Below are 18284 nucleotides of genomic sequence, written 5' to 3' on the forward strand. Positions count from 1 at the left end.
CTGGAATTAATGTGCTCCCCGCCACGGACGAGAAACAGCTAAAGGGCGGGATTATAGCGTAAACCTGCCGCGGGATGATCCTTGACGTTTCAGCACCGGGCACTGGCGCCCAATATGGCTTGCGAGGGATCTGTAGCCGCTGCCGCAGGCTGCGACAAGGCTCGAAGAGCCTTTCTGCGATCTCAAGAGCGCGACCGCTTCGCGCTCGATCGCAGCCTGCGGCAGCGGCTACAGGTGTCAGCCGGCGAAAGGTTCGGCGGTTTTAGGCAGGCGCTGGTCGATGACCTGATACAGCGCGCTGCTTTCTGGCCAGTTACGCATGAAGCGCGCACGGTCGCGGGCGTAGGCCGGGGCGAAGCTGCCGAGGCCGTGGTGCTGGCACATCGAGTCCAGGTCGATCAGCGCCCAGCGGTCCTCTTGCCAGAACAGGTTGTGCCCCTTGAAGTCGCCATGGCTGATGCGTTCGTGGATCAACTCGGCAAACAGCCGGTCCAGCGCCTGCAACTCCGCTTCCGGAGCCGCGCCGCTGTCGATATAGGGCGCGAAGCGTTCGATGATGTCCGGCCCCGCCAGGTATTCGGTCACCAGATAGGCCCGACTGCGCAGCCAGAGAAAACGCTTCTCCAGCAAGGCCAGCGGCTTGGGCGTGGCAATGCCGAGGAATGCCAGGCGATTGCCCTCCTGCCACGAATGCCAGGCCCGGCTGGGACGCCAGAAGCGCTTGAGCCAATGGGCAAAACCCTTGATGTTGTAGCGCTTGACCACCAGGGTGCGGCCCGCCACTTCGACCCGGCCGACGCTGGCGGCGCCACCGGTCTTGTACAGGTGCCCCTGGTCCAGCAGCGCGTCGGCCTGCTCCAGCACCGGCAGCATCGCCGCCTCTTCCTCGCGCCGAATCGCCCGCAAGGCGAAGGGCCCGCGCAGCACGCTGAACAGGGTGCACTCGCGACCGACCTTGTTGAGGAAATCCTTCAAGCGCCAGCTGCGCACCTTGTCCACCTGCTTCTGCAAGGCTTCCAGCGGCAAGGCATGCTCGGCATTGTTCAGCAGGTAATGCACCAGCAGCTCTTCGGTGAAGGGCTCCAGGCTCTTGGGCAACTGGGCGAAAAACACCCCGAGGTTTTCCAGGACTTTCTGCCGGGACAGCGGTTTGCCCGCCTGCTCCACGCAGATGCCGGCGCCGTCGATCAGGTACAGCTTGCCCTGATGACGCAGCAGATTGTCCAGATGCAGGTCTTCCTGCCACAGGCCCTTGCCGTGCAATTCGGCGATGGCGGCCAGGGCCTCGGCGAGTACCGTCTGCTGCTGATCGGCCAACGCTGGCAACGATTCCACTTGTTTCCAGGCATCGCCCAGGCTCTCGGAACCTTCCAGGAACTCGAACAGCAGCCAGCCGCCCTCGCCTTCCTTCAGGCCGTCTGCCAGCAGCAACGGCGTGGTCATGCCCTGCTCTTCAAGCAAGCGCACGCCTTGCAGCTCACGCTGGAAATGCCGCGCCGCCTTGGCGCCCACCAGTAACTTGGCCAGCACCGGACGCCCGCGCCATACACCGGCACCGACGTAGCGCTGCCCCGGTAGCACCCGCAGCAGGCTGAGCAACTGCAGCGTGGCCGGCCCGGCAGCGTCGGCCAGTTCCAGGCTCAACGGCAGGCTTGGCGCGCGGCCGGCCCGTTCAAGTTCGGACAGACGCATCAACGAGTCTCCTTGTGGCTGCGGCGCGCAGTCAGGCGGTTCAGCCAGGCATCAACCAGCGAGCTGTCCCGCGGCTGATCCAGATAGGTCGCAAGCAAGACGCGCACATCGCTCTCACTCCAGACCGGGGCGCGACGCAACAGCGGCTCCAGGTCCTTGACCCGGTCACGCTGGCCAAACAACAGCGGACGGGTCTTTTCCAGGTCGATCAATTGCGCCTGGTAACCGTCGCCGGTGGCCCGCAGGAAAATATGCTTGGGATAAAAACAGCCGTGCACCTGGCGCACCGCGTGCAACTGGCGCGCCAGCAGGCCGCAGGCCCGAAGGATCGCCGCATGCTGGTCCGGGCTGAGCTGCGCCCATTGCTGCAGCAGCGAATCCAGGTCGTTCCAGCCATCCAGCGCCCGGGTCAGCAGGATCGCCCGGATTTCGCCTGCCACCTTGCGCTCGCCAAAGAAGGCCGCCTGCAGCGCTGGAATGCCCAACTGCTGGTAGCGGCTGATATTGCGAAACTCGCGGGCGAAACTCGGCTCGCCGAACGGCCGGTGCAGGGTCCGCGTCAGGTAGTTGCTCTGGCGCTTGAGGTAGTAGCCGTGGCCTTCCAGGTCGAGGCGATACACGCTGCTCCAGCCCCCACCATCGGTGTTGGGCTCGTCCACCGCCTCAAGTTGCTTAGCCCACAACGCGTCGAAGCTGTCGAGGCCGTGGCGCTCCAGCAACGCACGGTCCTGAGCCGCCAGGAAATCGGTCATTCGCGTCCCTCGAAAAATCTCAGCACATGCCGGATACGGCACTTGTCCGCGGCATTCAGCCGGGTGCGCTGGCGGTACTGCAAATAGAAGCGCAGGCGCTGGGTGGCGGACAAATGATACTTGGCCACCTTGTCCAGGCACGCCAGGTCCTTGGTGATCCGGTACTTGAGCCAGAAACCGCGCCAGAAATCGCCATTGGGGCAATCGATCAGGTAAAGCCGGACCTCATCGTCGATCAGCAGGTTGCGCCACTTCAAGTCGTTATGGGTGAAGCGATGCTCATGCATGATCCGCGTGTAGCGCGCCAGCTGCTGGCTGACCCGGTCCACCCAGGCCCGATCGGCCAGCAGCGGGTCGTTGCGCTCGGCCAGGACCGACAGGTCTTCGGTGCGTGGCAGCTCGCGGGTGATCATCGCCCCCCGGTCGTAAGCCAGGCCACGGCGCTCCAGGCCCCAGGCCACCACCTCCGCCGTGGGAATGCCCCACTTGGCGAAACGCTTGAGGTTCTGCCACTCGGACTTGACCCGCGGCTTGCCCAGATAGCGCCGCAGGTTCTTGCCGGCGCCGGTGTAGCGCTTGACGTAATAGTTGATGCCGTTGCGTTCGACCCGGATGACCTCCGACAACGGGTCGCGGGTCAGGTGCTCGCCCTCGAGGGCAAAGACCGCATCCAGACTGCCGAAGTCCTGCGCCAGCTCCCGATACCCAGGTTCAAGGTTCCAACCCGCCATCAGAGCGCATCTCCGTACCGCTGCTTGCGTGCGTACAGCTTGTTGGCCTTGCCCTCCAGCCAGGCCAGCAGAGGCGCTTCGTCGCTCAGGATCTGGCGCAACGGCTGTTGAAAATAACCCTTGAGGAAGCGCAGCTTGTCGCGCCGGGTCAGGCCGATATCCAGTGCCGAGAAATACAGCGCCGCCAGGTCCTTGTCGCGCCAGCGCCGGGTGATGGCCGGGCGGGTCTGGGCGCGGTGCAGGTCGATCACCGAGAGCTTGAAGTCATCCGGCGTCACCGGCTTGTCGGTGTGCAGCAGGAAGTGGCAGATGTAGCAGTCGCGATGGTTGACCCCGGCGCGGTGCATCATACCGGTCATGCGTGCCACTTCGGCGATCAGCGCGCGCTTGAGCCTGGGCTGCGGCGGCTGCTTGACCCAGTCGATGCTGAAGTCTTCGAGGCTGATGGTCGGCGCCAGCTCCTCGGTGACGATGAACGAATGCTGGTTGGCCGGGTTGCTGCCGCGTTCGCCATAGGCCACGGCGGTCATGGTCGGCACGCCGGCTTCCTGCAGGCGCTGAATGGCCTGCCATTCCTGGCCCGCGCCGAGCACCGGCAGCTTGACGGTGAGCAGGTTCTTGAAGATCTCGCCCCAACCGATACCGCGGTGAATCTTTACGAAGAACCCTTCGCCAGCCACCTCGGTACGCAAGGTACGGCGGGCTTCCAGTTCACGGTAGACCTGGCCGTCCAGACGCTCGACTTCGGCGAACGCATCGCGTCCGGCCCAAAGGGTCTTGAACGGTTCGGCAAGAATCAACTTCATCAGTGTTGCTCCGCCAGAATCACATCCGCAGCGTGCTGCGGCATGCTATAGAGGTCGGCCGTCTCGGCGAACGCCAGGCCGTTACGGCTCCAGGTCGCGCGTGCAGCGTCGTCGGTCAACATGGTGTTCAGGTATTGATTGAGCTGTCCCTGCTCCAGTGGCTCGTCCAGTACCAGGCCGCTGTCGGCCTCGGCGATGTAATGGGCATAACCGCAGACCGCGCTGACCAGCACCGGCAAGCCGGCCACCAGCGCTTCCAGCAACACGGTGCCGGTGTTTTCGTTGTACGCCGGATGGATCAACAGGTCGGCGCCCAGCAGGAAACGCGGGATATCGCTGCGCCCCTTGAGGAACTGCACATGCTCGCCCAGGCCCAATGCCGCGCTCTGCAATTGGAATACTTTGGGGTCGTCCTGGCCAATTACAAATAGCCGGGTGCGTTTCTTCAGCTCCGGCGGCAAGGCGGCCACGGCCTTGAGGCTGCGATCCACGCCCTTGGTCTTGAACCCGGAGCCGATCTGCACCAGCAGCAAGTCATCGTCTTTCAGGGCGAACTCACGACGGAATTCGGCGCGGATCTCGGCCGCGTTGGCCGGCGCGCGACGGTCCTGGGCGATGCCTGGCGGCAGCAGGTGGAAACGCTCCACCGGGGTGTCGTAATGCTTGATGAACAGCGGCTGCTGGACCTCGGAAATCATCAGCACTTCGGTCTTGGCGTCCCGGGCGAACACCGCGCGTTCGTATTCGGCGAAGTGCCGGTAGCGGCCCCAGCGGCGGTACAGCGAGTGGCGCAGGTTCTGCGCCTTGTCTTCGAAGCAGCCGTCGGCGGCGTAGTACACGTCCAGGCCGGGCATCTTGTTGAAGCCGATCAGGCGGTCCACCGGGCGCTTGGCCAGGTCGGCCTCCATCCAGGCGCTGAGCTTCTCGTTACGACGATGGTTGAAGAACGCCTTGACCGGCGCCACCAGCACCTCGAAACCCGGCGGCACATCGCCTTCCCAGATCAGCGTATAGACGCGAATCTGGTGCCCGCGTTTCTGGCACTCCAGGGCGATGCGCATGAAGTCCCGTTGCAGGCCGCCGAACGGGAAGTATTTATAAAGGACAAAAGCCAATTGCATCAGCGCAGCTCCTCAGCCAGTAACAACCTGCTCAGCCGGCTGGCGACACGCTCAGGATTCAGACGCGTGAAGCACAACGGCCACTCGCGTTTCAGGTCGAACCGCCGCTGATCTTCAGCCGTCGGTTGATAGGTGCATTTTTTCTGCAGGCACGGCGCGCAAGGGAAGTCGCTGGCCATGTGGATCTGCGCCTTGCCATAGGCACCGGTCAGGCCCGGGTTGGTCGGGCCGAACAGGGAGATGGTCGGCACATCCAGCGCTGCCGCGAGATGGCCAAGCCCGGTATCCACCGCGACGCAGGCCCGGGCTTGCGCCAGCACCTTGGCGACGCCCGCCAGGTTCAGCTTCGGCAGCACCGTGGCGTTGCTCAGGCCCTGGGCAATACGCTCGGCCCGGGCCTTCTCCGCCGGGTTGCCCCACGGCAACTTGACCTCGACGCCCAACTGGCCCATGCGTTCGGCCAGCTCGCGCCAATAGGCTTGCGGCCAGTGCTTGGTGTCCCAGGTGGTGCCGTGCAGGAACACCACGAACGGCTTGGGCCGCGGCAACTCCACCAGTTTCTCGACGTTCAGGCCGTAATCGCCCAGGCCCTGGGGCAAGTCATACCCCAGCGCCACGGCGAACAGCTGGCGCACACGCTCCACGGCATGCTGGCCGCGGGCGACGGCCAGGCGCCGCGAATAGAAACGCGCAGCCAGGGGTTCGCGTGCCGACTGCTTGTCCAGGCCGGCCACCGGCGCCTTGACGTAGCGCGTCAGCCAGGCGCTTTTCAGCAAGCCCTGGGCGTCGATCACCAGATCGTACTTGGTGGCACGCACGCTTTGCTTGAAGCGCCGCCACTCGCCACTCTTGATGGTCTGCCAGATGTTCTTGCGCCAGCGGCGAATCGCCACCGGGATCACTTTATCCACAGCCGGGTGCCAGGTCGGGATTTCCGCGAACCCCTCTTCCACCACCCAGTCGAACTTGATCCCCGGGATCGCCCGCGCCGCATCGGTCAGCGCCGGCAGCGCATGAATCACGTCACCCAGGGAAGAGGTCTTGATCAACAGTACCCGCACTTACCGAACCTCGACCGCGGTGCCTTGCAACCGCTGCAAGGCCTGGTCCACCGAGTCGGGCAACAGCTGGCGCAGGCAGTTGTAATGGCCAAAGCGGCAGGTGCGATCGAAGCACGGGCTGCACTCGATGCCCAGGCGCACGACTTCGACCTGGTCGGCCAGCGGCGGGGTGAAACCCGGCGATGTCGAGCCGTACACCGCCACCAGCGGGCGATTCAGCGCCGCCGCCACGTGCATCAGCCCGGAGTCGTTGGACACCACGGAATCGGCGCAGGACAACAGGTCGATGGCCTCGGCCAGGGAGGTGCCGCCGCAGAGGTTGACCGACTCTTCGCGCAGCCCAGGAATCAGCCGGGCGCGAATGTCTTCGCCGACCACGTGATCGTTCTTCGAACCGAACAGCCAGACCTGCCAGCCCTCGCGGATCTTCAGCTCGGCAACCTTGGCGTAATGCTCGGACGGCCAGCGCTTGGCCTCGCCGAACTCGGCTCCCGGACACAGCGCCAGCACCGGGCGGTCCAGGGTCAGGCCGAACTTGGCCAGCGCCGCTTCTCGGCTGGCCGGATCGATCTGCAGGTCGGGACGCGGATACGGCTTGGGCAGCTCGGCGCCCGGCTCGTAAGCCAGGGCCATGAAGCGCTCGATCATCAGCGGATAGCGTTCTTTGTCCAGCGTGCGCACGTCGTTGAGCAGGCCGTAGCGGAACTCGCCACGCCAGCCGGTGCGTTGCGCGATGCCGGCAAAAAACGGCACCAGCGCCGACTTCAGCGAGTTGGGCAGCAGGATGGCCTGGTCGTACTGGCCGACCAGGGATTTGCCGATGCGCCGACGAGTCGCCAGTTCCAGCACGCCGTGGCCGAGCGGGAAGCTCAAGGCCCGCCGCACTTGCGGCATGCGCTCCAGGATCGGCCGGCTCCACTCGGGGGCCAGCACGTCGATCTCGCATTGAGGATGGCGCTGTTTCAGACACTGGAAGAGTGTCTGCGCCATCACCATGTCACCGACCCAACTGGGCCCAACGATCAGAATATTCATGTGGTTTCCAAAAACGAACCGGGGGGGCTTACGCCTCCCCGCCTCGAGAATCCAGCCCTGCGGCATTCACCGCCAGCTCATTGTGGACGAGCCGCAACCTGGCTCGCCGGATACATTTGTGGCAACGCAGCGCACGCTGCCTAGCTTAGCCCCAGCTCGCGCCAAATCCGCAATACCTCCCGTCGCTCGCTGGCGAACTGGTCGCCGGCGATGACCCCAGCCTCGTTCTGCAAGGCCTGGCGGTGAGCCGCGGAGCGGTAGGCCTTATAGACCTCACGCAACAGACTGGCGTCGGTCGCGGGCATCAGCCCGACTTCCTCCAGACCTTCCAGAATGCGGATATTGTCGGTGTAGCGCAGCAATGACGGGTGCTCTTGCGACCACGCCAGGGCCGCGTATTGCACCATAAATTCGATGTCGACGATACCTCCGGCGTCCTGCTTGAGGTCGAACGGCGCCGTGGCCTCGAAGGCATTTGCCGCGGTTCCGGCAGCCGTCGCTCTGGTCCCCAGGTTGTCGCGCATCTTGGCCCGCATCTCGCTGACCTCCTGCTGCAACTTGGGCAGGTCACGGGCACGACCCAGCACCGCCGCCCGCACTTTCTCGAAGGCCTGGCCGACATCCTGGCTACCCACCAGCACCCGGGCACGCACCAGCGCCTGATGCTCCCAGGTCCAGGCTTCGTTCTCCTGATAACGGGCGAAAGCCCCCAGCGAACTCACCAGCAAGCCCGACGCCCCGGACGGCCGCAGACGCATGTCCACTTCGTACAGCTGGCCGGAGTTGGTCTGGGTGGTCAGCAGGTGAATGATCCGCTGGCCCAGGCGGGTGAAGAACTGCGCGCCGTCGATCGGTTTCGGGCCATCGGTTTCCGCCTGCGGATCGCCGTCATGGATAAACACCAGGTCCAGGTCGGAACCATGCCCGAGTTCCAGGCCGCCGACTTTCCCGTAACCGACAATAATGAAGCCGGGATCGCACAAGCTGCCATCGGTGCGCTGCGGAGCGCCGTATTTGGCCACGGTCTGGCGCCAGGCCAGGGCCAGCACCTGTTCGAGGATCGCCTCGGCCAGCCAGGTCAGGTAATCGCTGACCTTCATCAGCGGCAGGCTGCCGGCGATTTCCGAGGCTGCCACCCGCAGGCGGTGAGCCAGCTTGAAGTGGCGCAGCGCTTCCATCTGCTGCTCCAGGTCGTCCTCGGGGATGCGCGTCAGGCGTTCGCGCAGCTCGGCGGCCAGCTCCGGCGCCAGTGGCGGCTTGAACAGCCGGCCTTCGTTGAGCAATTCATCGAGCAGCAGCGGGAAGCGAGTGATCTGCTCGGCGATCCACGGGCTGGCGGCACACAGGGTCAACAAGCGGCGCAAGGCCCCGGGATTCTCGGTGAGCAGTACCAGGTAGGCGGAGCGCCGCGCTACCGCCTCGACCAGCGGCAACACCCGCTCCAGCACCAGGTCCGGATCGGCATGCTCTACCGCCTGGGCCAGCAGGCGGGGAATAAAGGCGTCGAGACGCTCGCGCCCCAAACGCTGCATGGCCCGCAATTGCGGGCTGCCACGCAGGCCGGCCAGCGCCCTGAGTGCCTTGGGCGCGTCATTGAAACCGCCTTCCTGCAACTGCCGGCAGGCAGCCTCTTCGTCCTGGGCTTCTTCCCACAACGGCAGCCATTCACCGCCGACCACCACTTCGCATTCGCTGCCTTCGTCTTCATCCGGGTCGGCGATCACCTGACGGAAGTGCCATTCCACCCGACCGCGCCAATACATCAGCCGCTCATGGAACGCCGCCCAGTCGGCAAAACCCAGCATGAAGGCAATACGCGCCTGGTCCTGTGGATTGTCCGGCAGCATCTGCGTCTGCCGGTCAGCGATCGCCTGGATCGCGTGCTCGGTGTAACGCAGGAATTCGTAACCTTCACGCAGCTCGGCGATCACCGCGGGCGGCAGGTAACCCTGCCCCTCCAGGGTGGTCAGCACCTTTAATAGAGGACGCTGCTGCAGGCTCAGGTCGCGCCCGCCGTGGATCAGCTGAAAAGCCTGAGCGATGAACTCGACTTCACGAATCCCGCCGGAGCCCAGCTTGATATTGTCGGCCATGCCCTTGCGCCGCACTTCCTGCTGGATCAGCTGCTTCATGGTGCGCAGCGCTTCGATCGCCGAGAAGTCCAGGTAACGCCGGTAGACAAAAGGCCGCAGCATGTCGAGCAACTGCGCGCCGGCGATCTGGTCACCCGCCACCACCCGCGCCTTGATCATCGCGTAGCGCTCCCAGTCGCGGCCCTGATCCTGGTAGTACTGCTCCAGCGCATTGAAGCTCAGCACCAGGGCGCCCGCCGAACCGTAGGGCCGCAGGCGCATGTCGACGCGGAACACGAAACCGTCGACGGTCATCGGGTCCAGAGCCTTGATCAGGCGCTGCCCCAGGCGGATGAAAAACTCCTGGTTATCCAGCGCACGCTTCACGCCCACGGTCTCCCCGCCTTCGGGGTAGGCGAAGATCAGGTCGATGTCGGACGACAGGTTCAGCTCGACGGCGCCCAGCTTGCCCATGCCGAGGATGACCATCTGCTGCGGCTCGCCGCTGCGTCGGCCGGTGGGAACACCAAACTGCTCGCAGTGGCGCTGGTACAACCATTGATAGGCCTGGTCGATGCAGGCGTCAGCCATGTCCGAGAGGTCGCGACAGGTCTGCACCAGATCCGCCTGGCGCGTCAGGTCGCGCCAGATGATCCGCACCTGATGACGATTGCGCTGACGCCGCAGCACCCGCCCCAACTCGTCTTCGCTGGTGGCCTGCTGCACCGCCGCGGCGATCTGCGCGCACAGCTCGCCCGGGCCGAAGCCGCGGTCGAGCTCACCGCCGCGCACCAGTTCCAGCAACATCAAAGGGTCACGAAGGCTCTGTTCAATGAAAAAGTCGCTGGCGGCGCTCACCCGAGCGAACTCGGCCCAGCGCTCGGGGGTCCAGGCGGCGAGCCCGTGATCGTCGTCCAGGGTCGCCACGGCACTACGGAACGACTGCTCCGCACGGCTGACAAAAGGCAGGAGAGTCGCTGGGAGTTCGGCAAGCGCGGGCAGGCTCATGGGCTATCCTTGATCGGCGTAGAAAGGGGCGGTCGGGGCAAATTCTGCGGGCGCGGCCCTTGAAGGACTGTCGAACAAAAGTTAGAAATAGCTGAGTTTTTTATTATTTTGGCAGCCAGCATCAAATTCTTACCCATTGGTGTTGGAAATCGACCAACAGTAACGATTATTCTCACAACGCAGCAGGAGGCCACAAGCCAATCTTCTGTAGTTTTACTACTCGTCTATACATTCGAAAGGCTGAAATGGCCGACGATTTGTAGTAAAACTACACGCCGCCGTATCAACCTCCGGCAATCCAAGAATTTTATCGTCTGCCCACAAGGCCAGTCGCAAACTCAGGCAACCGATTCTGGAAGCCTTTCCGCCCTGGAGCAAGCCATGCAAGACCTCGATCCCGTCGAAACCCAGGAATGGCTGGACGCCCTGGAATCGGTTCTCGACAAAGAAGGCGAAGACCGTGCTCACTACCTGATGACCCGTATGGGCGAACTCGCGACCCGCAGCGGCTCGCAACTGCCCTACGCCATCACCACGCCGTACCGCAACACGATTCCCGTTACCCACGAAGCACGCATGCCTGGCGACCTGTTCATGGAACGCCGCATTCGCTCGCTGGTACGTTGGAACGCGTTGGCCATGGTCATGCGTACGAACCTGAAAGATTCTGACCTGGGCGGTCACATCTCCAGCTTCGCTTCCAGTGCGACGCTGTATGACATCGGCTTCAACTACTTCTTCCAGGCGCCAACCGAAGAACATGGCGGCGACCTGATCTACTTCCAGGGCCACGCCTCCCCTGGCGTCTACGCTCGCGCTTTCATGGAAGGCCGCATCAGCGAAGACCAGATGAACAACTTCCGTCAGGAAGTGGACGGCAACGGCCTGTCCTCCTACCCGCACCCATGGCTGATGCCTGATTTCTGGCAGTTCCCGACCGTCTCCATGGGTCTGGGTCCGATCCAGGCGATCTACCAGGCGCGCTTCATGAAGTACCTGGAAGCCCGCGGTTTCATCCAGCCGGGCAAGCAGAAAGTCTGGTGCTTCATGGGCGACGGCGAGTGCGACGAGCCGGAATCCCTGGGCGCGATCTCCCTGGCCGGCCGCGAGAAGCTGGACAACCTGATCTTCGTCATCAACTGCAACCTGCAGCGCCTCGACGGCCCGGTTCGCGGCAACGGCAAGATCATCCAGGAACTCGAAGGCGTGTTCCGTGGCGCCCAATGGAATGTGAACAAGGTCATCTGGGGCCGTTTCTGGGACCCACTGCTGGCCAAGGACACCGACGGCATCCTGCAACGCCGCATGGACGAAGTCATCGACGGCGAGTACCAGAACTACAAGGCCAAAGACGGCGCCTTCGTGCGTGAGCACTTCTTCAACACGCCAGAACTCAAGGCGATGGTCGAAGACCTGTCCGACGACGAAATCTGGAAACTCAACCGTGGCGGCCACGACCCGTACAAGGTCTATGCGGCCTACCACCAGGCGGTCAACCACAAAGAGCAACCGACCGTCATCCTGGCCAAGACCATCAAGGGTTATGGCACCGGCGCCGGCGAAGCGAAGAACACCGCGCACAACACCAAGAAAGTCGATGTCGACAGCCTGAAGTTGTTCCGCGACCGCTTCGACATTCCGGTCAAGGACGAAGAGATCGAAAACCTGCCGTTCTTCAAGCCGGAAGAAGGCAGTGCCGAAGCCCGCTACCTGAGCGAGCGTCGTGCCGCGCTGGGCGGTTTCGTGCCTCAGCGTCGCGCCAAGAGCTTCAACATCCCGACCCCGCCACTGGATACCCTCAAGGCTATCCTCGACGGTTCGGGCGACCGCGAAATCTCCACCACCATGGCCTTCGTGCGGATCCTCGCGCAGCTGGTCAAGGACAAGGAAATCGGCCAGCGCATCGTGCCGATCATCCCGGACGAAGCCCGTACCTTCGGTATGGAAGGCATGTTCCGTCAGTTGGGCATCTACTCGTCCGTCGGCCAGCTCTACGAGCCAGTCGATAAAGACCAGGTGATGTTCTACCGCGAAGACAAGAAGGGCCAGATCCTCGAGGAAGGCATCAACGAAGCGGGCGCCATGAGCTCCTTCATTGCAGCCGGTACCTCGTACTCCAGCCACAACCAGCCGATGCTGCCGTTCTACATCTTCTATTCGATGTTCGGCTTCCAGCGTATCGGCGACCTGGCCTGGGCCGCTGGCGACAGCCGTACCCGTGGTTTCCTGATCGGCGGTACCGCCGGCCGTACCACCCTCAACGGTGAAGGCCTGCAGCACGAAGACGGTCACAGCCACATGCTGGCGGGCACCATCCCGAACTGCCGTACCTTCGATCCGACCTATGGCTACGAGCTGGCGGTGATCATCCAGGACGGCATGAAGAAGATGACCGAAGAGCAACAGGACGTCTTCTACTACATCACCGTGATGAACGAGTCCTACCAGCAGCCAGCCATGCCGGCCGGTGTAGAGGAAGGCATCATCAAGGGTATGTACCTGCTCGAGGAAGACACCCGCGAAGCGGCGCACCACGTACAGCTGATGGGCTCCGGCACCATCCTGCGCGAAGTCCGTGAAGCGGCGAAGATCCTGCGTGAAGAATTCAACGTGGGCGCGGACGTCTGGAGCGTTACCAGCTTCAACGAACTGCGTCGCGATGGCCTGGCAGTCGAGCGCAGCAACCGTCTGCACCCGGGCCAGAAGCCTAAGCTGAGCTATGTCGAAGAGTGCCTGAGCGGCCGCAAGGGCCCGGTCATCGCCTCTACCGACTACATGAAGCTGTTCGCCGAACAGATTCGTCAGTGGGTCCCGTCCAAGGAATTCAAAGTCCTGGGCACCGACGGTTTCGGCCGCAGTGACAGCCGCAAGAAGCTGCGTCACTTCTTCGAAGTCGACCGTCATTTCGTGGTGTTGGCAGCCCTGGAAGCCTTGGCTGACCGTGGTGACATCGAACCTAAGGTCGTGGCCGAGGCCATCACCAAGTTCGGTATCAACCCGGAAAAACGCAACCCACTGGACTGCTGAGGAGATTTTTTGTGAGCGAACTCATTCGCGTACCTGACATCGGCAGCGGTGAAGGTGAAGTAATCGAACTGTTTGTGAAGGTCGGCGACCGTATCGAAGCCGACCAGAGCATCCTGACACTGGAATCGGACAAGGCGAGCATGGAAGTTCCGGCGCCCAAAGCCGGCGTCATCAAAAGCCTGAAAGTGAAGCTGGGCGATCGCCTGAAAGAAGGCGACGAGCTGCTGGAACTGGAAGTCGAGGGTGCCGCGCAAGCGGCTCCTGCGCCTGCCGCTGCACCGGCTGCCAAAGCCGAGGCCAAACCGGCTGCCGCTCCTGCTGCCGCTTCGGTTCAGCAAGTGCATGTGCCGGATATCGGTTCGTCGGGCAAGGCCCAGATCATCGAGATCCAGGTCAAGGTCGGCGACAAGGTCGAGGCTGATCAATCGTTGATCACCCTGGAATCCGACAAGGCGAGCATGGAAATCCCATCGCCTGCCGCTGGCGTGGTCAAGGCCATCAGCGTCAAGCTCAACGACGAAGTCGGCACCGGCGACCTGATCCTGGATCTGGAAGTGGCAGGTGCTGCGGCCCCTGTTGCGGCCGCTCCGGCCCAGGCGGCTGCTCCGGCACCTGCCGCTGCGCCTGCTCCTGCGGCAGCTCCGGCTGCCCCAGTGGCCGACAGCGTCCAGGACATCCACGTCCCGGACATCGGTTCGGCCGGCAAGGCCAAGATCATCGAAGTGCTGGTCAAGGCTGGCGACAGCGTTGAAGCCGACCAGTCGCTGATCACCCTGGAATCCGACAAGGCCAGCATGGAAATCCCATCGCCAGCCGCCGGCATCGTGGAAAGCGTTGCGATCAAGCTGGACGACGAAGTCGGTACCGGCGACCTGATCCTCAAGCTGAAAGTCAAAGGCGCGGCACCTGCTGCTGCCCCGGCTCCAGCCGCCGCGGCTGCGCCAAGCGCTCCGGCACCTGCCGCTGCTGCTCCGGCTGCCGCTGCACCTGCTGCCGCCCCGGCCGCGGCACCTGCCAAGCCTGGCGCCAAAGTTCACGCAGGTCCTGCAGTGCGTCAACTGGCCCGTGAGTTCGGCGTCGAGCTGAGCGCTGTTGGCGCCAGCGGTCCACACGGTCGCATCCTCAAGGAAGACGTGCAGGTTTACGTCAAAGCGATGATGCAAAAGGCCAAGGAAGCGCCAGCTGCTGGCGGCGCAACCGGTGGCGCAGGCATCCCGCCGATTCCGGTGGTGGACTTCAGCCGCTTCGGCGAGATCGAAGAAGTGCCGATGACCCGCCTGATGCAGGCTGGCGCATCGAACCTGCATCGCAGCTGGCTGAACGTGCCTCACGTCACCCAGTTCGACTCGGCCGATATCACCGAGCTGGAAGCCTTCCGGATCGCCCAGAAAGCCGTTGCAGAGAAGGCCGGCGTCAAGCTGACCATCCTGCCGCTGCTGCTGAAATCCTGCGCGCACCTGCTCAAGGAACTGCCGGACTTCAACAGTTCGCTGGCGCCTAGCGGCAAAGCGATCATCCGCAAGAAGTACGTGAACATCGGCTTCGCGGTCGACACTCCGGATGGCCTGCTGGTACCGGTGATCAAGAACGTCGATCAGAAGAGCCTGCTGCAACTGGCTGCCGAAGCCGCTTCCCTGGCTGAAAAAGCCCGGACCAAGAAGCTCTCGGCGGACGACATGCAGGGCGCCTGCTTCACCATCTCCAGCCTCGGTCACATTGGCGGCACCGGCTTCACGCCGATCGTCAACGCACCGGAAGTGGCGATCCTCGGCGTTTCCAAGGCCACCATCCAGCCAGTCTGGGACGGCAAAGCCTTCCAGCCGAAGCTGATGCTGCCGCTGTCGCTGTCCTACGATCACCGCGTGATCAACGGCGCCGCTGCCGCACGCTTCACCAAGCGTCTGAGCGATCTGCTGGCGGATATCCGCACCATCCTGCTGTAAGACTCGGCCGGTTTCCCTGTCATGGGGAAGCCGGCCGTTGCACCCTTTTCGAGCGCCACGCTCGTACCTCAACCCCGTCGATTTGGCGGGGCTTTTTTTTGCCGAAAAATCGCTGTAACCAGCCGCCAAAGCCCGGTAAAACACCAAGAAAGATTAGCTTTCAGAAATCTTCCGTTCTGCCGATAGATTCTTATAGCACTTAGCCTTCATCTCACTTGTCAGTCAGTGCCGCATGATGCAACCTTGCCGCAGGCAACAGTAAAGAGGGCGCGAGCCCGGCGCGATCAGCATTTACCAAGCGAGTTTCCCCATGAAAAGCCAACCCGATGCCGCCAGCCGTATGGTGGCCGAGGTAGTGACGCAGTTGCCCGTGCCCTCGCGGCTCGGCATGCTGCGTTTCGAACGGCTGAATGAAGCGAGCTGGGCCCTACTGTTTCTCGATCCAAACTGTGAACGCCAATTCGGCCTGCCCGCCGTCGAGCTCTGCGCCCTGGTCGGCTCGCCCTATGCCAGCCTGATGGAGCCGGAAGCCCGTTATCAGCTGCACGATGCGATCCAGCAGCAACTGACCCACAGCCCGCATTATCTGATTCGCTACACCCTGCACACCGCCAAGGGCTCACTCAGCCTGCTGGAACTCGGCGAAGCCTACAAACAGCACAATCGACACCTGCTGCGTGGCTATTTTCTGGTGGTCGATGGCCTGCTCGACAACGATCAGCCGCTCTCCGCGCCCGACCTGGAAACCCAGAACAGTCGCCTGCAAATCGCCCTGGAACTCAATCAGCGCGCCCAGCAGGAACAACTCCAGCACCTCGAACGGGTGCGCGCCCAGCAAGACCTGATCCTGCTCCTGGCCCGCCAGCGCTATAGCGCCAACAACTCCCTGCTGGAAGCCGCCGAGCTGATCACCCGCAGCGCCTGCGACATCTACGAGATCGACTACGCCAGCATCTGGAACCTGGAAGGCCAGTCGCTGGTGCCCATCTGCGTGTATCACCGCGACCTGCAGGAATACATCCTGCCGGAGACGATCGACGCCAGCGACTTCCCCGACTACCTCGAAGCCCTGCACACCAGCCGGGCCATCGATGCGCACAATGCCATGCGCGACCCGCGCACCCGGGAAATGGCCGAGAGCCTGCGCCCGCGCAATATCAACGCCATGCTCGACGCCAGTATCCGCATCGACGGCCAGGTGGTCGGCGTGCTGTGCCTGGAACAAGTGGGTAACACCCGCGCCTGGCAATCCGATGAAATCGCCTTTGCCGGCGAGCTGGCCGACCAGTTCGCCCAGGTCATCAACAACCACAACCGCCGTACCGCCACCAGCGCCCTGCACCTGTTCCAACGTGCGGTCGAGCAAAGCGCCAATGCCTTTCTGCTGGTCAATTGCGACGGCGTGGTGGAGTACGTCAACCCGAGCTTCACTGCGATCACCCAGTACAGCACCGAGGAAGTCCACGGCCATCGGCTGGCGGAACTGCCGGCGCTGGAGAACCTCAGCGAACTGCTGTTCGACGCGCCCTCCAGCCTGGCCAAGAGCAACAGCTGGCAGGGCGAGTTCAAGAGCCGGCGCAAGAACCTGGAGCCGTACTGGGGCCAGCTGTCGATCTCCAAGGTCTATGGCGACAACCGCGAACTGACCCACTACATCGGCATCTACGAAGACATCACCCAGACCAAGCTGGCCCAGCAACGCATCGAGCGCCTGGCCTACACCGACAACCTGACCAACCTGGGCAACCGCCCCGCCTTCATCCGCAACCTCGACGAACGCTTCGCCCGCGACAGCGACAGCCCCATCAGCTTGCTGCTGGTGGACATCGACAATTTCAAGCGGATCAACGACAGCCTCGGCCACCAGACCGGCGACAAGCTGCTGATCAGCCTGGCCCGGCGCCTGCGCAACAGCCTGAGCCCGAGCGGCAGCTTGGCGCGCTTCGCCAGTAACGAGTTCGCCGTGCTGCTGGACGACACCGACCTGGAGGCCGGCCAACAGATCGCCAGCCAGTTGCTGATGACCCTCGACAAGCCGATGTTCGTCGACAACCAACTCATCAGCGTCACCGGCTCCGTGGGCCTGGCCTGCGCACCACTGCACGGCCGCGACCCGCAGACCCTGATGCGCAACGCCGGCCTGGCGCTGCACAAGGCCAAGGCCAACGGCAAACATCAGGTGCAGGTATTTACCGAGGCCCTGAACGCCGAAGCCAGCTACAAGCTGTTCGTGGAAAACAACCTGCGCCGCGCCCTGACCCAGAACGAGCTGGACGTGTTCTACCAGCCCAAGCTGTGCCTGCGCAGCGGACGCCTGCTGGGCCTGGAGGCGCTGCTGCGCTGGAACCATCCGGAAAAGGGCATGATCCGCCCGGACCAGTTCATCAGCGTCGCCGAAGAGACCGGCCTGATCATCCCGATCGGCAAATGGATCGCGCGCCAGGCCTGTCGCATGAGCAAGCAGCTCACCGCCGCTGGCCTGGGCAATCTGCAGGTAGCGATCAACCTGTCGCCCAAGCAGTTTTCCGACCCGGACCTGGTGGCCTCCATCGCCAGCATCCTCAAGGAAGAACAGCTGCCCGCCTCGCTGCTGGAGCTTGAGCTGACGGAGGGCCTGCTGCTGGAAGCCACCGAAGACACCCACCAGCAACTCGACCAGCTGAAAAAGCTCGGCCTGACCCTGGCCATGGATGATTTCGGCACCGGCTATTCGTCGCTGAGCTACTTGAAGAAATTCCCGATCGACATCATCAAGATCGATCGCAGCTTCATCCATGAAATCCCCGCCAACCAGGACGACATGGAAATCACCTCGGCGGTGATCGCCATGGCCCACAACCTGAAGATCCAGGTGGTGGCCGAGGGCATCGAAACCGCGGAGCAGCTGTCCTTCCTGCGTCGCCACCGCTGCGATGTCGGCCAGGGCTACCTGTTCGACCGGCCGATCCCCGGCTCGGAGCTGATCGACAAGCTCAAACGTTATCCGCGCGGCCCAATCGCCTGACAGCGCTGTAACACTCGGGCAAACTGCGTGTC

At 63.3% G+C, this 18284-nt stretch carries 11 protein-coding genes; 3 read left to right on the plus strand and 8 right to left on the minus strand.

What is annotated here, in order from left to right:
• Positions 1–237: 237 nt before the first annotated feature.
• The 8 genes from AC07Y9_RS06955 to glnE form a co-directional block, all read right to left on the minus strand.
• On the minus strand, positions 238–1692 hold the full coding sequence (locus AC07Y9_RS06955) for a lipopolysaccharide kinase InaA family protein (RefSeq protein WP_102678339.1): 1455 nt from the start codon (positions 1690–1692) through the stop codon (positions 238–240).
• Positions 1692–2444, minus strand: a complete 753-nt coding sequence (locus AC07Y9_RS06960; protein ID WP_102678340.1) for a lipopolysaccharide kinase InaA family protein — start codon at positions 2442–2444, stop codon at positions 1692–1694. Before AC07Y9_RS06960 ends, AC07Y9_RS06955 begins: the two co-directional genes overlap by 1 nt.
• The gene (locus AC07Y9_RS06965) at positions 2441–3175 is read right to left on the minus strand and encodes a lipopolysaccharide kinase InaA family protein (RefSeq protein WP_007926795.1); all 735 of its coding nucleotides are present in this window, start codon (positions 3173–3175) and stop codon (positions 2441–2443) included. Before AC07Y9_RS06965 ends, AC07Y9_RS06960 begins: the two co-directional genes overlap by 4 nt.
• Positions 3175–3981 (minus strand): lipopolysaccharide core heptose(I) kinase RfaP, encoded by an 807-nt coding sequence (gene rfaP, locus AC07Y9_RS06970; protein ID WP_053259391.1) that lies wholly within the window; start codon positions 3979–3981, stop codon positions 3175–3177. The genes AC07Y9_RS06965 and rfaP overlap by 1 nt, the downstream gene beginning before the upstream one ends.
• Complete coding sequence (locus AC07Y9_RS06975; RefSeq protein WP_009041865.1) at positions 3981–5102, minus strand: glycosyltransferase family 4 protein; 1122 nt, start codon at positions 5100–5102, stop codon at positions 3981–3983. The genes rfaP and AC07Y9_RS06975 overlap by 1 nt, the downstream gene beginning before the upstream one ends.
• Positions 5102–6163 (minus strand): lipopolysaccharide heptosyltransferase I, encoded by a 1062-nt coding sequence (gene waaC, locus AC07Y9_RS06980; RefSeq protein ID WP_053259389.1) that lies wholly within the window; start codon positions 6161–6163, stop codon positions 5102–5104. The genes AC07Y9_RS06975 and waaC overlap by 1 nt, the downstream gene beginning before the upstream one ends.
• Positions 6164–7198: a lipopolysaccharide heptosyltransferase II gene (gene waaF, locus AC07Y9_RS06985; protein WP_007926799.1), complete on the minus strand. Its 1035-nt coding sequence runs from the start codon at positions 7196–7198 to the stop codon at positions 6164–6166.
• Between the two features lie 140 nt (positions 7199–7338).
• Entirely contained in the window at positions 7339–10278 is a 2940-nt protein-coding gene (glnE, locus tag AC07Y9_RS06990) for a bifunctional [glutamate--ammonia ligase]-adenylyl-L-tyrosine phosphorylase/[glutamate--ammonia-ligase] adenylyltransferase (protein ID WP_102678341.1), read from the minus strand.
• Positions 10279–10659: 381 nt separating this feature from the next.
• Between glnE and aceE the strand changes: the two genes are divergently transcribed.
• The 3 genes from aceE to AC07Y9_RS07005 all read left to right on the plus strand — a co-directional run bounded on the left by aceE (position 10660) and on the right by AC07Y9_RS07005 (position 18252).
• Complete coding sequence (gene aceE / locus AC07Y9_RS06995; protein ID WP_009041862.1) at positions 10660–13305, plus strand: pyruvate dehydrogenase (acetyl-transferring), homodimeric type; 2646 nt, start codon at positions 10660–10662, stop codon at positions 13303–13305.
• 11 nt (positions 13306–13316) lie between these two features.
• The gene (gene aceF / locus AC07Y9_RS07000; RefSeq protein ID WP_102678342.1) at positions 13317–15248 is read left to right on the plus strand and encodes a dihydrolipoyllysine-residue acetyltransferase; all 1932 of its coding nucleotides are present in this window, start codon (positions 13317–13319) and stop codon (positions 15246–15248) included.
• A 310-nt stretch (positions 15249–15558) separates the two neighbouring features.
• On the plus strand, positions 15559–18252 hold the full coding sequence (locus AC07Y9_RS07005; RefSeq protein WP_102678343.1) for a putative bifunctional diguanylate cyclase/phosphodiesterase: 2694 nt from the start codon (positions 15559–15561) through the stop codon (positions 18250–18252).
• The last annotated feature ends 32 nt before the right edge of the window (positions 18253–18284 follow it).

The sequence above is a fragment of the Pseudomonas sp. GW456-L12 genome (assembly GCF_059424045.1).